Below are 14682 nucleotides of genomic sequence, written 5' to 3'. Positions count from 1 at the left end.
CTACGATAAAATCGGGTAACAGGTATTCGACTAAAGGCAGGAAACTCTCCAAGACGGTCAGGTTTGATGAAAAATACAAACCTAAAAAAATGCAACGCACTCCACAACTTTTGTACTTGATCCCGACTTTTCGTATTTTCCACGAAATGCAATAAACCGTTAGAAACCAAAAACACCTTACAAATCACTGAAAATCAGTTTTTTGTAAGGTGTTTATTGTACCGGGAGCCGGACTCGAACCGGCATGCCCTTGCAGACATTGGTGTTTGAGACCAACGCGTCTACCGATTCCGCCATCCCGGCATTTCTACGGCGCGTGTCGCTCAAGCGAACGTGGGTGCAAAAGTAGGATTAATACTGAATAAAGAACCATTTATACTGAATATTTTTTTAGGGCTTGCCGCATTCAATCGCCTATTTGACGCCTATTTGAGGGTTTTTATCCTCATTGACAGCCCGTTACTCATACCGCAGGGCTTCGATGGGGTCGAGACGGGACGCTTTGAAAGCCGGGTAAATGCCCGAAAACAAACCGACGCTCACGCACACTAGAATGCCAACGGCCATCCAGAACCACGGCACCACAAAGCTGCCATTGCCCTGACTCACCACCGTCGAAATCAGGTTGCCAATACCGATGCCCAGGATTATCCCGCCAATACCGCCCATGATGCAGATGACCACGGCTTCGATCAGAAACTGCTCGCGGATGCGTTTGGGGGTGGCCCCCAACGATTTCCGAATTCCGATTTCGCGGGTGCGCTCCGTCACCGACACCAGCATGATGTTCATGAGCGCAATGGCCGCGCCCAGCAGCGTGATAAAACCGATGCCAAAACCGCCGATCCGAAGGTAACTGGTGATGTTTTCAAAATCCTTCGCCAGTTCATCCGCCCGCTTGATTTCAAAGGTGTCAGGTTTTCCCAGCGGGTCCCGGCGAATCTGACGCATCAATCCCCGTGCTTCGTCCACGGCCGTTTCGGCATCGCCCATGTTGGGCACCGAGCCGGTGATGTCGAAGGTGAGTGTGCGCGTGCCGGCCATGGCGCGGGCATTTTCCAGCGGCACCAGCACCATGCGATCGTCTCCCCCACCCGAAAAACCGCCTTTTTTCTCCAGCACCCCCACGACTTTGTATTTGCTACCCAGCACACTAATTTCCTTGTTGAGCGGATTCTGGCCCTTATCAAACAGGGTCGTCGCCACTTCGTTGCCGATAATGGTCACGTTGAGCGAATTTTCGAGGTCATTCGGGGAGAAATTACGGCCCGACTGCATCTTAAGGGCTTTAATGCCCATGAAATTATCATCGATACCGATCAACTGTACATTGGGATTGGTCTTTTTGGAAGCGTACTTGATTTGGGCGGCTCCGGTCACGGCGGCATACACTGCAATGTTTTCGCCCTGCTGAAACCGCCGTTTAAAGGTCATCGCCTGGTGGTAGTCGATCGGCGGCACCCGCTTTTCGGACCGCCCGCCAAACCGCCGGTACATCTGCGGCCCCTGAATGTCGAAGGTATTCGCCCCCAGTCCGGCAAAACTGTTGTCAACTGAGCTCTGAATGCCGTCGATGGCCGTTAAAATCCCAACCAGCGACGTGATTCCGATGGCGATGATCAACGAGGTCAGAATGGTTCGCAGGCGGTTGGAAATGATGGAGCGCAGTCCTTCACGGATATTTTCGAGGAGATTCATAGCGTGTCAGGGTGAAGATTTAGCATAAAATTTGCTTATCTTCGTTGAATACGAGTACGTACAAAGCTACTCAAAACAGCTAAAAAACGATTACCGATGAAAAGGCTGCTATTACCGCTCATCCTGATTTTGGCATTGACGACCCCGGTTTGGGCGTCGAAAATCCTGATTCCAATGGATGAAAGTCAGAAGAATCACCTGAAGGCCTATGGCATAGCGTACTGGGTATTACGCCAGTACGATACCGAAGTAGACTGGTTGCTGAATTACCGGGGGGGCAGTTTCATGATGCCGCATACCCAGAAATTTGTCAACGAACTGGTGATCCGGGGCGTCAGCTACGAGGTCATTTCCGACGCGCAGGGCGGGCAGATCATCGCCGAAGTGTCGTCGCCCGATGCCAACATGGACGCCGTCAAATTGCAGAAAGCGCCAAAAGTGGCCGTCTATTCGCCCAAAACCAAGCAGCCCTGGGACGATGCCGTAACGCTGGTGATGACCTACGCCGAAATTCCGTACGAAACGGTTTTTGACGAGGACGTAATGGATGGCAAACTGGCGCAATACGACTGGCTTCACCTTCACCACGAAGACTTTACGGGACAATATGGCAAGTTTTTCCAGTTTCGCGACCAGCCCTGGTACCAGGCCCAAAAGCGCGAATCGGAGCTGATTGCGAAGAAATACGGTTACACCAAAGTGTCGGAACTGAAACGCAACGTGGTCAAAAAAATCCGGGATTATTGCCTGGGGGGCGGTTACATGTTTGCCATGTGCAACGCCACCGATACCTACGACATTGCGCTGGCAACCCAGAACACCGACATTGCGGAGTCGATTTATGACGGCGATGCCGCCGATCCGGCAGCCAACAGCAAACTGGATTACAGCCAGACCCAGGCTTTCCGCAACTTTCAGGTTTACATCAATCCGTATCAGATCGAATTTTCGAACATCGACAACCAGCCCGAAGAACGCGGGTTGATTGAGCAAAACGACTATTTTACGCTGTTCCAGTTTTCGGCCAAATGGGACCCCATCCCGACCATGCTGACCCAAAACCACATGAATATCATCAAGGGGTTCATGGGTCAGACCACCGCCTTCAAGAAAGGATTTATCAAACCGGAGGTGGTAATTCTGGCCGAAAACCGGGCCGCCAACGAAGCCCGCTACATTCACGCCCCCTATGGCAAGGGCTTCTTTACATTCTACGGCGGGCATGATCCCGAAGATTACCGGCACGAGATCAACGAAGAACCCACCGATCTGAACCTGCACCCCAACTCCGCCGGTTACCGCCTGATTTTGAACAACATCCTGTTTCCGGCAGCTAAAAAGAAAAAGCAGAAGACGTAAAAATGGTTTACGGTTTACGGTCTATCGTTTACGGTGGCTGACGCCTGCTTGCCGGTTCGTAAACCGTAAACGATAAACTGCAAAAAGCGGATAAGAAGTGGGATCCACTTCCTATCCGCTTTTTGCGTTTTACACCCCGTTCGCCGGGCATGTTGAGGGAACGGTTTCACGCCTGAAAGTTTCCAGTTCAGGGGCGAAAGTTACGTGTTCATGGACAAGAGCGTTGAAAAAAGTGCGTTAGCGTGTCACCTTTGAATTATGAAGTATACAACTTCATATTATTGGTAAACAACAACGATATTCATACTCGGAACTCATGAACCCTTTTGCCACCACGCAGGCGACGCTGAACCTCTCGCACGTCGCCATTCGCGAGGCCGATCTTGATCTGTCTTCGACCTGCGGTATTAAATACTGGTTTTTGCCGACGCTGCCGGATTCGAAAGTCGACACCGGCGTGGTCTGGCTGGCACCCGGAGCCAGCGGAACGGCCCTGCACACCCACTCCGAAGAAGACGAATATTTTTCGGTTGAATACGGCGAACTCGAAATCTTTGCCGGTAACCGCTGGGTTCGCCTGACCGCCGGCCAGTCGCTGACCATTCCCGCCGGAACCCAGCATACGTTACGGAATCAGTCGGGCCACGCCTGCCTGTACTTTTACAGCATTTCACCCCAATTCGCTTCGCTGATCTAGCGGTTTTCGACCAGCCACTTCCATTCCGACAGAACCATAGTGGTCACCTTTTAAACAACAACTCATGAACGCCAAAAAAATCCTTTTCGCTACCATACCCGCCGACGGTCACTTCAATCCGCTGACGGGCCTCGCCAAACACCTGCAGGCACAGGGTCACGACGTTCGCTGGTATACCGGCGGTCAGTACCTTATGAAAGCCGAAAAGCTCGGCATACCGGTTTTTCCGTTCAAAACCGCCCGGGTAATCAACCAGGAAAATTTCGAAGCGCTGTTTCCCGAACGGCGGCAGATCAAAGGAACCATCGCCCGACTTCGGTTCGACATCAACCAGGTATTTCTGAATCGTGCGCCCGAGTTTGTGGCAGACATCATCGATCTGTATCAGGAATTTCCGTTTGAACTCCTCGTTTGCGACGCCCTCTTTACGGGTGCGCCTTTCATCAAGCAATTGCTCCATGTGCCGGTGGTGACGATCGGCATCGTTCCCCTTAGCGAAACTTCCCGCGATCTGCCACCCGCTGGCATGGGTCTGGAACCGGCCACCGGTTTCTGGGGAAAACGCAAACAGGATGTGATGCGGTATGTAACCAAAAACTTCCTGTTTAAACCGTGTACGGACCTTTATAACCGCTACCTGATCCAGCACGGGCTGGCTCCTACCCGGGATTTTGTGTTCGATTCGTTCATTCGCAGTGCCGATGTTTACCTGCAAAGTGGCGTTCCCGGTTTCGAATACGCCCGGCAGGATATGAGCCCGAATGTCCGGTTTGTCGGCCCGCTCCTGCCCTACACCAAAGGCGCCCGGAAACCATTCCAGCATTACAATACGCTCAAAAAATACCGGAAAGTGATTCTGGTGACCCAGGGAACCGTCGAACGCGACCCCGAAAAAATCATCGTTCCAACCCTCGAAGCGTTCAAGGATTCGTCGTACCTCGTGATTGCCACCACCGGCGGTTCTCAAACAGAAGCCCTCCGGGCGCGGTTTCCACAGCCCAATCTGATCATCGAAGACTTCATCGATTTTAACGAAATCATGCCGTATTGCGACGTTTACGTCACCAACGGTGGCTACGGCGGGGTAATGCTGAGCATTCAGAATGGTGTGCCAATGGTGGCTGCGGGCATTCACGAGGGCAAAAACGAGATTACGGCCCGGATTGGCTACTTCAAACTCGGCGTCAACCTGAAAACGGAAACACCCACGCCCGACCAGATTCGCACGCAGGTGAAAACCGTCCTGAACACCCCCGACTACCGCCAGCGCATCCTGAAAATGCGGGATGAATTTGCAGAATACAGTCCGAATGAATTGTGCGAATACTACATCGCGGAGGTTCTGGGCGAATATAAAAGTACGGTTTCACACCACACCACAGCCTACTGAGTGAGTGGTCGGGAAGTGTCGTGATTTGCGTGTTTTCTGCGTAAAATGACACGTCCCGCGCCGTTTTTTGCCCGTACCTTTGCCTCCAACAAACAACAACTACGACGAACAAAAATGAAAAAATTAACACTCCTCACGATTCTGGCGTGGCTGGTTGCCGTCGCCCTGATGCCTTCGGCCAAGGCCCAAACCATTGAACAAGGCACAAAACTGATCAATGCCGGTATTGGTCTCGGCACGTATACTTACCGGGGTTTGCCCATCGGTGCCTCCTTCGAATACGCGGTCAAAGATAATTTTTCAGTCGGCGGTTCCTTCGATTTCTCCCGCTACGGGTACAACAGCGGGGGGTACAAATGGAATTACACGTTTCTGTTTTTTACAGCCCGTGGTACCTACCATTTCGGTGAACTTCTGAACGTCAGCGACTCCAAGTTCGATCCCTACGCGGGCCTCTCGCTGGGCGTCCGAACGTCCTCCTACCGCGATTCATACGGTTCTTCCAGTGATTATTACAGCCCTTATGGCAATTCCCTGTTCCTCGGTCTTCACCTGGGTTCACGATATATGTTCTCCGAAAAATTCGGCGGTTTTGCGGAAGTCGGTTATGGTGTGGCGGTTCTGCGCGTGGGTTTGACGGCCAAAATCAAGTAACGCGCAGCGCGGCCATGAAGAAGAACTTTTTTGTAGTTGCGTTCATAATGGTCGCCGGTGGGTGGTGGATAGCCGCCCGTCCCGGCGACATTGTGACCGACCTGGGTCTGACCACCGAACAGGTTCAGGAAACGACCTTTGCCAATGTCACGTCCACGGAGTTCAGCACGCCGTATACCCAGAAGGTCCGGCAACTGGCGAAGAAAATCCCCGAGGGTTCCCGGGCGGCTGCCGTCCAGGCGCTGGGTGCCGTCGTGCGGTCGTATGCCAGCTCCGCTGATTTTAAAAACCGCTATCAGGACTGGCTGAAGAATAAATACCAGATCAGCGACGACCAGACGCGCGAAGCCGCCCAGAACCAGAGCACGACGATGAACGATGTGAAGTCGGCCTATAACCAGCAGGCGGACATGGTTCAGAATGCTTACAGCCAGATGCCGCCGTCGGCGCTGGCGATGATGATTCAAAGCCAGATTCAAGTGGCGCAGCAGGAACTTTCGGAAACCGAAGGAGCCGAAAAAGCCGCCAAGACGCAGGAACTAACGGAGTTGAAACGGTTGCAGGCGCTATCGAAAACCAAACCCGAGGAGTTCAAAAAACAATATGTGGCCCACTTCGACAAAATGCTGCAGCGGGAAATGGCGAAGAACATGGGCAAGGCGGAGAGCGATCTGAACGAATCGAAGCAGAAGGCTCAGGAGTATCAGAAACGACTGGCCGACTACAAAGCCGCCCCGTCGGTCCATGCCGCCCTGAAACAACGCCTGACCGACTTCATTGCCCTGGCTGGCAGCGTCGACTTCGATGCCCAGCTCACCAAACAGGGCTACAAAATGGATTTCGTCAATCCGCAATACCGCAACCAATCCAGCCAGTGGAAACTGTTGTTTCGGATGGGCAAAGAACCGGTTCTGGCCGCGCGTTCGTTCGCGCAAAACTGGCTGAACGAACTGGAAAGTAAAAAGTAAACGTTGGTAATTAATTTTTCAGGTAAACTGCAGAAATTCTGCCGACACTGTTGGCAGAATTTTCTCTTTTTAGCGGACGTTTTGAGCATGATCCGGAAAATGAGTAAACTGCACACCATGAAAACCGCCCTTTTCCTGCTTGCCCATAGCCTTATTATTCAGGCTCAGACCGTTCCCCTGCCCGATCCGTTCACGATGCAAGATGGTCGCCGGGTCACGTCCGTCCACCAATGGAAAACCGTACGACGGCCCGAGTTACTGTCGATGTTTGCCCGCGAGATGTACGGCCAATCGCCCGCCAAACCGTTGCAAATGACGTTCAAGGTGTTCGATACCGATCCGAAGGCACTGGGCGGAAAGGCAACCCGCAAACAGGTTGCCATCTTTCTAAATGGGCAAGCCGACGGTCCGCGAATCGACGTGTTGCTGTACATCCCAAATCAGGCTAAAAAACCGGTTCCGGCCATTCTGGGGCTCAACTTCTGGGGAAACCACAGCATCCATGCCGACCCCGGCATCCGGATTTCGACGAGTTGGATGGAGTCGAGCCGCCACAACCCGTACGTCGATGTTTCCTGCGTGGTCAATCACCGTTCCACCGAAGCCTGTCGGGGTATCAACGCCCGGCAGTGGCCCATCGACAGCATCCTGAACCGGGGGTATGCCCTCGTGACGGCCTACCGTGAAGACATTGCGTCCGACGAGCGAACCACCGGTTTTTCGACGGGTGTTCACCCGCTCTATCCCGACTTTCAGAAGCAGGGCGATAATTTTGGAACTATTGCCGCCTGGGCGTGGGGCCTGAGCCGGATTATGGATTATCTGCAAACCGACCCCGCCATCCAGGCCAAACGGGTGGCTTTGTTCGGCTGGTCGCGGTTGGGAAAAGCAGCTTTGTGGGCGGGGGCTACCGATGAACGGTTTGCGATGGTACTCAGCAACGAGTCGGGGGCGGGTGGGGCCAAGCTGTTCCGCCGGGGCGTGGGCGAAAACATCCGGCGACTAAATACCGTCTTTCCGCACTGGTTCTGCGGCAATTTCCGGAAATACATGGATCAGGACACACTGCTTCCCTTCGATCAGCACCTGGTGATTGGCCTGGTGGCTCCGCGACCGGTTTACATCGCCAGTGCCGAGGACGACAAAGGCTCCGACCCGGCGGGGGAATTTGCCTCAGCCCAAGCTGCCGACGCGGTCTACCGGTTTTTAGGAACCGACGGTTTACCTACACAGACGATGCCCGCCCTCCACGAATCGGTTCAGGGCCGGATTGGCTACCACATCCGGTCGGGTGGTCACGATGTGTTGTGGTACGACTGGGCTCATTATCTGCAGTTTATGGACAGGCATTTCAAAACCGCTGTCCGGTGATGACGGTTTACGGTATTCGGTTTACGGAGGCTGACGCATACATGTGAACGCGTCAGCCTCCGTAAACCGAATACCGTAAATTAATACGTCGCCAGTTGGTAGGCTTTCGGGTTGTGGCCCGTCCATTTTTTGAAGGCCCGGCGAAATGAACTCGGCTCGTCGTACCCCATAACAAAGGCAATCTCGTTGATATTGTGCTGATTGGTGCGGATCAAACGCAGGGCAATGTCCCGGCGGGCGCGGTCGATAATTTCGCGGAAGGTGACGTCCTCCGCCTGCAACCGGCGTTGCAGCGACCGAACCGACAGCCCGAGTTCGTCGGCCACATCTTCGATCTGGGCGGTTTGCTGGTTATCGAGCCGGCGCAGCACGATGGCGCGGGATTGCTCGGCGAGGGGCTGGGTTTGCAGATACCCCGTTCCGTACTCCATCGCCTGACACACATGATCGTATAATTCGTTCGGATTGATGCCCATTCGTTGGCAAATGGCCTCGACGTGGTCTTTATTGCCGTTCAGAGCAATATTCAAAATCGTTTTTAACGAGTTAAAAGGAGTCGGTCCTGCGTACATGTCGATAAACGGGATGGGTGAATTACTTAAATCGGTTACAAGTAATTCAACTTTTATCGTCAGGGAAACGCAGAAATCTTTAAAGTGCAGTAATCAGTATCTGAAATGGTATTTTAGGGTGCTCAACCGCTATTAGAAACTGAACCAGTTTGCCACCTGTTGGGAAGGCCGGGCGCTTTCCAGTTGCTGTTCCATTTTGTCGGGAATCTTGGGAAAGAAGTCGATCCCGGTTCTTTTTTCCACCTCATCGACCGTGACCACAAACTGTTTCAGGGAGCGATCCGACTCCTCGTTTTTCATCAGAAAAGCAATCATGCGGATGTCGGGGTTGTTGCAGTACAGAATCACTTTGTAGTAATATTCCGGAACGGCGATCTGGTTTTTCTTGCCGATGGTCGGCAATCCGGAACGTAAAACCGGACCCGTAACAACATACAGCCCTTTGTCGCGCAATGCCCAGACCCGCACCTGTTCTTCCAGTTTTTTCCAGATGCCCCGGTTAAAATCCGGCACCTGCGGACTGATGTTGCTCATGTAAAACGTTTGCTTCATCATCTCCTTCGAGAATTTGAAGTCGCCCGCCGGGGCCAGGTGTCCACGGTCGTAGCCGGATCGGGTGTAATCCGACGACAGCGCCGAGCCAGTTTCGACCAGCGGATCGGGCTGAAACTGCTCATTTTTCCGGTCGGCGTCCCCCAAAATCTCGTCTTCCAGCAGTGGATACGACACCCAATCGGCCTGCTCGTATTCTTCCCGATAGCGCAGCGTATAGCCGTCGTGCCGAATGATGGCGTCGGTGGGCTGGAATGCCGGCAGCGTAAAATCAACGGTTTTTTCAAAATCAAACAGCTTTTTTCGGTCACTTTTTTTCGGAAAGGTTCGCGTTGTGCTCCCCTCCGACTTCGCTTTTTCCAGCATCGACCGGTCGTCACTCGCTTCCGTATCGGTATTGTCCGTAGCCACTTCCGGCGTGGGTTCGGGGGCTTTGTAAGGATTGCCCTGCGATTCATGGCGGGGCGATTTGAGGCCCACCAGACTTTTGACATCGTTCCAGAAAGCTACAACGGGCTCAGTCCGACCGCCGTAGTGGAGAAACAGCCCAATCAGAAAAAAGACAAACAAAAGCAGCAGCGTATTGCCACGCAACCGAAATCCGCGCTGGTGATAGCGTCGGGCACGAAAAGACGAACGAAAAAACATGGTGCTAAGTTACGAATACAATCAATAGATGACCGCCGATAATTGTTACCGAATACAAGATAAAGGTTATTAATTTTGTCTTTCTTGCCCACTCCCAGTTGAACCGCATGCCAACCTTAAAAATTGTCGTTATCGGTGGCGGTGCTGCCGGATTTTTTGGTGCCATCACTGCCGCCGAAACCTTTCCGGAGGCCGAAATCACCTTACTTGAAAAAAGTAAAGCCGTTCTGAACAAAGTCCGGATTTCGGGCGGAGGGCGCTGTAACGTCACCCACTCGTGTTTCGATAACCGCAAACTGGTCAAAAACTACCCGCGCGGGGAGACTTTTCTGCGCCCCCTTCTCAAACAATTCGATGCCGCTTCGACCGTAACCTGGTTTGAAAGCCGGGGTGTCCGCCTGAAAACAGAAGCCGACGGCCGAATGTTTCCGGTTACCGATTCGTCCGAAACCATCATTTCGTGTTTACTCCAGGAAGCCGCCCGGTTGAAAATCCGGATTCGGACCAGTTGCGGAGTCAAAACGATCACCCGCCCGGACGACCAATGGCAGATCGAAACCCTAACCGACGAAACCCTAACCGCTGACCGCATTCTGGTGGCCGTTGGCGGTTATCCGCAGGCGGTTTCCTACGGCTGGATTCCGGGACTGGATGAACCCAAAAAGGAAACACTCGTTCCGCCGGTACCTTCGCTGTTTACGTTCAACACCCCCGACAATCCGTTGCTGGCGCTGGCGGGGGTTGCGGTGTCGGACGCTGTCATCCGAATTTCCGGCACGAAGCAGGAACAACGCGGGCCGGTGCTGATTACGCACTGGGGTTTCAGCGGCCCGGCGGTATTGCGGCTTTCGGCCTGGGCCGCCCGCGATCTTGCGGAGGTGCAATACCGGCACGAAATCCGCATTAACTGGCTCGGTGCCCTGAACGAAAACCAGGTTCGGGAACAGATGCAGGCGTTCCGGCAGCAACATCCAAAAAAGCAGGTAGCCACCCAATCGCTCTTTGGCTTGCCCGCCCGCCTGTGGCTGGCACTGGCCACAGAAGCCGGTATTTCGCCAACCGAACGCTGGGCCGAACTACCTGCCAAAGCCCAGAACCGGCTCATCAACCTGCTGACCAACAACACCCATGCGGTTTCCGGAAAAAGTACGTTCAAGGAAGAGTTTGTGACCTGTGGCGGTATTCCCACCGATGCCGTCAATCCAGAAACGCTTGAAAGCCGGACACAACCGGGGGTATATTTTGCGGGCGAAGTCCTGAATGTCGACGGGATTACGGGCGGTTTTAATTTCCAGAATGCCTGGACCACGGGATACGTCGTGGGAAAAAACATTGGATTGTAAATCCTCCCTTTTACTGATTATTCAAACCATCCCCCCCTATGATTGAACCGATTCTGAAAGCCGTCGACCTCATCCGGTCTTTCCATCCCACGCAACCAACCATTGGCATCATTCTCGGCACCGGTTTGGGAGCGCTAGCCAACGAAATAGAAATCGACGTGGCCATCCCGTATGCCTCCATTCCGGGGTTTCCGCTCTCCACCGTCGAATCGCATTCCGGCCAGTTGATTTTCGGCACATTGTCGGAAAAACCGGTCGTGGTGATGCAGGGACGGTTTCACTATTACGAGGGCTATTCGATGCAACAGGTGACGTTTCCGGTGCGGGTGATGAAGTGGCTGGGCATCGAAACCCTGCTCATTTCCAACGCCAGCGGTGGGCTAAACCCTGCTTTCGACGTCAGTGATCTGATGATCATCGAAGACCACATCAGCCTGTTTTTACCCGAAAGTCCGCTGCGGGGTCAGAACTCGCCCCAGTTTGGCGACCGGTTTCCCGACATGAGCGAACCGTATGGCAAGGATCTGATCTGGCTGGCCCGGTCGATTGCGAAAAAACTGGGGTTCCCGATCCAGAAAGGCGTGTATGCTGGCGTGACCGGCCCCCAACTGGAAACCAAAGCCGAATACCGGCTGCTTCGCCAACTCGGTGCAGATGCCGTTGGCATGTCGACCGTCCCGGAGGTAATTGTTGCGCACCAGATGGGTTTAAAGGTCTTTGCCTGTTCGGTCATCACGGATTTGTGCATTCCCGAAATGCTCGAAAAAGCCAGCCTGCCGAAGATTCTTGCCGCTGCCGCCGTGGCCGAACCCCGCCTGACGGCCTTGATGAAAGAATTGGTGGCCAGACTTTGAGGTGTGTTTTTTTAGGTAACGTCCAAACTGTAACACCATAGCAGCCCCACCTTCGTTAGTATACCAGGTTCACGTGTGTATCTGTCCGTCACAGAAAAATGCCAACGCTGTCGCTCCCCCAGATCCTGGGAAACCATAACGTCTATAAAAACGAATCCGAACAGACCCTGACGGTTTTCGCAGAACTGTATCTCTACGGGTCGGTTGCGACTGACGATCTCGCCCAACGGATTGCCTACAACGTCGGGCGGGTCTGGGATCGCCCCGAAATCATTCTGTCGCTGGATGAAACGGATTACCTCATCCGGTTTCAGGTGAGCGGTTTTTACAGCGAAGATCCGCGGCCTTTGCTGTACAAAAACCGGGACTACAAAAAGCTGTTTTTTCGGATCGAAACCGAAACTGACAACCCGCTGGGCGGTATTTCCTACATGGATGGCCGCAACAGCAACACCGGTTTTTTCCGGCTCGACAATGTCGGTTTCGACGGCTCGACTACCGAAGCCCACGAAGTCGGCCACGGCTGGGGGCTGGTTCCGGGAACGCCCGACGGCCACCCGCTCGACCTCAACCTGATCGGGAAAGGCCAACCGGGTATCATGTATCCGCGCGGGACGCTGGTCGATCCGCAATACCAGTGGAACCCCTCGGCCCGCCCCGGCGAGTTTGGCGGCACCCTCAAACCGGACAAACGGATCGTCACCCTGGAAGACATTGCCATGCTCGGCCTCGACCAACTGGACTACGACTGGCAGGGACGCGCCCGGCTGGGCGGTTTGACGAATGTCTACCACGAAGGGCAGTCCTCCTGGCCGATTGCCTGATTGCAAGCCCTGTCAGGGTTTTCAATCAGGCAATCGGCAGCGCATCAATACACTTTCTGATAATACTCCGTTGCCATGCGGTTGGAGTTGAAAAACGCGTTGACGTCGTTCATGCTTTGCAGCGTCAGGCGATGCCAGTCAGCCGGTTTTTCGTAGTAGAGCGGCATGATTTCGTGTTCCAGTTGATCGAAGAAGTGGTTCCGGTCCTGCGTATCCCGTTCTTCGGGCGACAATCCGGGTTGGGCCACCGGTACGATGAACGCATTTTTCTGGTGCTCCGCAAACTCGCATATCCAGCCATCGAAGGTTGAGAAGTTGATTCCCGCATTCATAGCCGCCGTCATGCCGCTCGTGCCGGATGCCTCGCGGGTCACCACGGGCGTGTTCAGCCACAGATCAGCGCCGTCTTTCAACTGTTTCGAAAGTGCCAGTTCGTAGCCCGTCAAAACCGCCATGTTTTTGTGGAGGTGACTCCGGTACACCAGCGAATTGAAGATGTGCGTAGCGCCTTCGTCGGACGGATACGGTTTTCCGGCCCAGATAAACTGAATGGGGTACTCGGGATGATTCATCAGGTGGTGAAACCGTTCGTCGTCCTGCACCAGCAGATCCGGGCGCTTATAGCCCGCAAACCGCCTGGCCCAGACGATCGTCAGCACCTCCGGGTCGAACAATTTGCCGCACTGATCGGCCACGGTTTTGAACAGGGTTGCTTTCAGGCTTTTCTTCCGCTCCGCAATGGTTTCTCCATCGCTCTTTTTTCGGGCCTGCTCCAGTTCAGGGTCAGCCCAATACCGCTGGTTCTGGGCATTTGTTACGTGCGTTATTTCGGGAATGCCGCTGTATGAACCCCACAGGTGCCGCGACACCTCGCCGTGTAGTTTGGAAACCGCATTGGCCTTCCGGCTCAGTCGCAAGGCCGCCAGCGAGTGATTGAACACGTTGTCTTCGATACCGGTGATTTCCCGCACGGTTTCCAGCGGCACCTTCCCAAAGAAACTCATGACATTTAACTGGTTGATGTCGTGTTTTTCGTTGCCGGCTTCTTCGGGGGTGTGGGTCGTAAAAACCATCCGTTTGCGAACCTCATCTGTGCTGCCGTATTTCTGGTACAGGTGAAAAGCCGCCGACACCGCGTGGGCTTCGTTCAGGTGATACACGTCCGGTTCGTACGTCAATTCATCGAGCAGTTTCGCCCCACCCAGGCCCAGCACCATACACTGCGCAATTTTAGCCGACGTAATGCTGTCGTATAACCGGTGCGTGATGGAGCGGGCCATCCAGTCGTTGCCTTCGATGTCCGTGGTTAGAAAAAACATCGGAATTGTGTTGAAGTGCTTGGGGTTCAGGTAATAGGCCTTGACCCAAACCGGCGTATGGTGAACGTCGATGGTAAATTTGATGTCGGTATCTTCCAGAAAACTGTAGATTTTTTCCCGAAACAGCACATCCATCGCGTTGTCGGTTTTGCGGGTCTGGTCATAATACCCATACTTCCAGAGCATGCCGATGCCAATCACATTCTGCTTCAGTTCATAGGCACTCCGCATGTGCGATCCAGCCAGAAAACCCAGGCCACCGGAATAGGTCTTTAAAGCCTGGTCGATGGCAAATTCCATCGAAAAATACGCAACGGATTTCTTGAATTGGGGATCAAATTCGTAAGGGTGGCGAAACGCCTGGGGCAAGTTTGATTTGGTCATTCGGTTAGCATTTGGATAGGAACGCGGATTGAACGAATCAAAACGGATT

The 14682-nt window shown here is 53.7% G+C and carries 13 protein-coding genes and 1 tRNA gene; 9 read left to right on the top strand and 5 right to left on the bottom strand.

The genetic code is table 11. From position 1 onward, the window contains the following. Positions 1–219 precede the first annotated feature (219 nt). A tRNA-Leu gene (locus ACS5NO_RS32815) sits at positions 220–303 on the bottom strand. Between the two features lie 156 nt (positions 304–459). Continuing rightward, positions 460–1698 carry an ABC transporter permease gene (locus tag ACS5NO_RS32810; protein ID WP_439419020.1) on the bottom strand — a complete coding sequence of 413 codons (1239 nt, stop codon included), beginning with the start codon at positions 1696–1698 and terminating at the stop codon, positions 460–462. 96 nt (positions 1699–1794) lie between these two features. Here ACS5NO_RS32810 and ACS5NO_RS32805 point away from each other — a divergent pair, with 96 nt between their 5' ends. The 6 genes from ACS5NO_RS32805 (at position 1795) to ACS5NO_RS32780 (ending at position 8137) form a co-directional block, all read left to right on the top strand. Then, positions 1795–3057, top strand: coding sequence for an asparagine synthetase B (locus tag ACS5NO_RS32805; protein ID WP_114408918.1), 1263 nt, complete (start codon positions 1795–1797; stop codon positions 3055–3057). Positions 3058–3373: 316 nt separating this feature from the next. Further along, on the top strand, positions 3374–3754 hold the full coding sequence (locus ACS5NO_RS32800; protein WP_439419019.1) for a cupin domain-containing protein: 381 nt from the start codon (positions 3374–3376) through the stop codon (positions 3752–3754). 64 nt (positions 3755–3818) lie between these two features. After that, positions 3819–5144, top strand: a complete 1326-nt coding sequence (locus ACS5NO_RS32795; RefSeq protein WP_439419018.1) for a glycosyltransferase — start codon at positions 3819–3821, stop codon at positions 5142–5144. 114 nt (positions 5145–5258) lie between these two features. After that, positions 5259–5798 carry a hypothetical protein gene (locus ACS5NO_RS32790; protein WP_439419017.1) on the top strand — a complete coding sequence of 180 codons (540 nt, stop codon included), beginning with the start codon at positions 5259–5261 and terminating at the stop codon, positions 5796–5798. Positions 5799–5812: 14 nt separating this feature from the next. Then, a complete protein-coding gene (locus ACS5NO_RS32785) occupies positions 5813–6766 on the top strand; it encodes a hypothetical protein (protein WP_439419016.1) in 954 nt (317 codons plus the stop codon). A gap of 117 nt (positions 6767–6883) precedes the next feature. Then, positions 6884–8137 carry a glucuronyl esterase domain-containing protein gene (locus tag ACS5NO_RS32780; protein ID WP_439419015.1) on the top strand — a complete coding sequence of 418 codons (1254 nt, stop codon included), beginning with the start codon at positions 6884–6886 and terminating at the stop codon, positions 8135–8137. 80 nt (positions 8138–8217) lie between these two features. Here ACS5NO_RS32780 and ACS5NO_RS32775 read toward each other — a convergent pair whose 3' ends face one another. Then, entirely contained in the window at positions 8218–8667 is a 450-nt protein-coding gene (locus tag ACS5NO_RS32775) for a helix-turn-helix transcriptional regulator (RefSeq protein ID WP_439419014.1), read from the bottom strand. A gap of 174 nt (positions 8668–8841) precedes the next feature. Further along, positions 8842–9909, bottom strand: a complete 1068-nt coding sequence (locus ACS5NO_RS32770) for a DNA/RNA non-specific endonuclease (RefSeq protein WP_439419013.1) — start codon at positions 9907–9909, stop codon at positions 8842–8844. A 107-nt stretch (positions 9910–10016) separates the two neighbouring features. Here ACS5NO_RS32770 and ACS5NO_RS32765 point away from each other — a divergent pair, with 107 nt between their 5' ends. From ACS5NO_RS32765 to ACS5NO_RS32755, 3 genes are all read left to right on the top strand, one after another. Beyond that, entirely contained in the window at positions 10017–11252 is a 1236-nt protein-coding gene (locus tag ACS5NO_RS32765) for a BaiN/RdsA family NAD(P)/FAD-dependent oxidoreductase (RefSeq protein WP_439419012.1), read from the top strand. Positions 11253–11290: 38 nt separating this feature from the next. Further along, positions 11291–12106, top strand: a complete 816-nt coding sequence (locus ACS5NO_RS32760; RefSeq protein ID WP_439419011.1) for a purine-nucleoside phosphorylase — start codon at positions 11291–11293, stop codon at positions 12104–12106. Positions 12107–12204: 98 nt separating this feature from the next. Next, a complete protein-coding gene (locus ACS5NO_RS32755) occupies positions 12205–12930 on the top strand; it encodes a hypothetical protein (protein WP_439419010.1) in 726 nt (241 codons plus the stop codon). A 44-nt stretch (positions 12931–12974) separates the two neighbouring features. On the opposite strand, the gene glgP is transcribed toward ACS5NO_RS32755, so the two are convergent. Beyond that, a complete protein-coding gene (gene glgP / locus ACS5NO_RS32750) occupies positions 12975–14633 on the bottom strand; it encodes an alpha-glucan family phosphorylase (protein ID WP_439419009.1) in 1659 nt (552 codons plus the stop codon). Between the last annotated feature and the right edge of the window lie 49 nt (positions 14634–14682).

It is taken from the genome of Larkinella fluvii (genome assembly GCF_051857545.1).
Taxonomy (GTDB): domain Bacteria; phylum Bacteroidota; class Bacteroidia; order Cytophagales; family Spirosomataceae; genus Larkinella.
The sequence above is the reverse complement of the archived record's forward strand: the minus strand, read 5'-3'. Positions and strand labels throughout refer to the sequence as shown.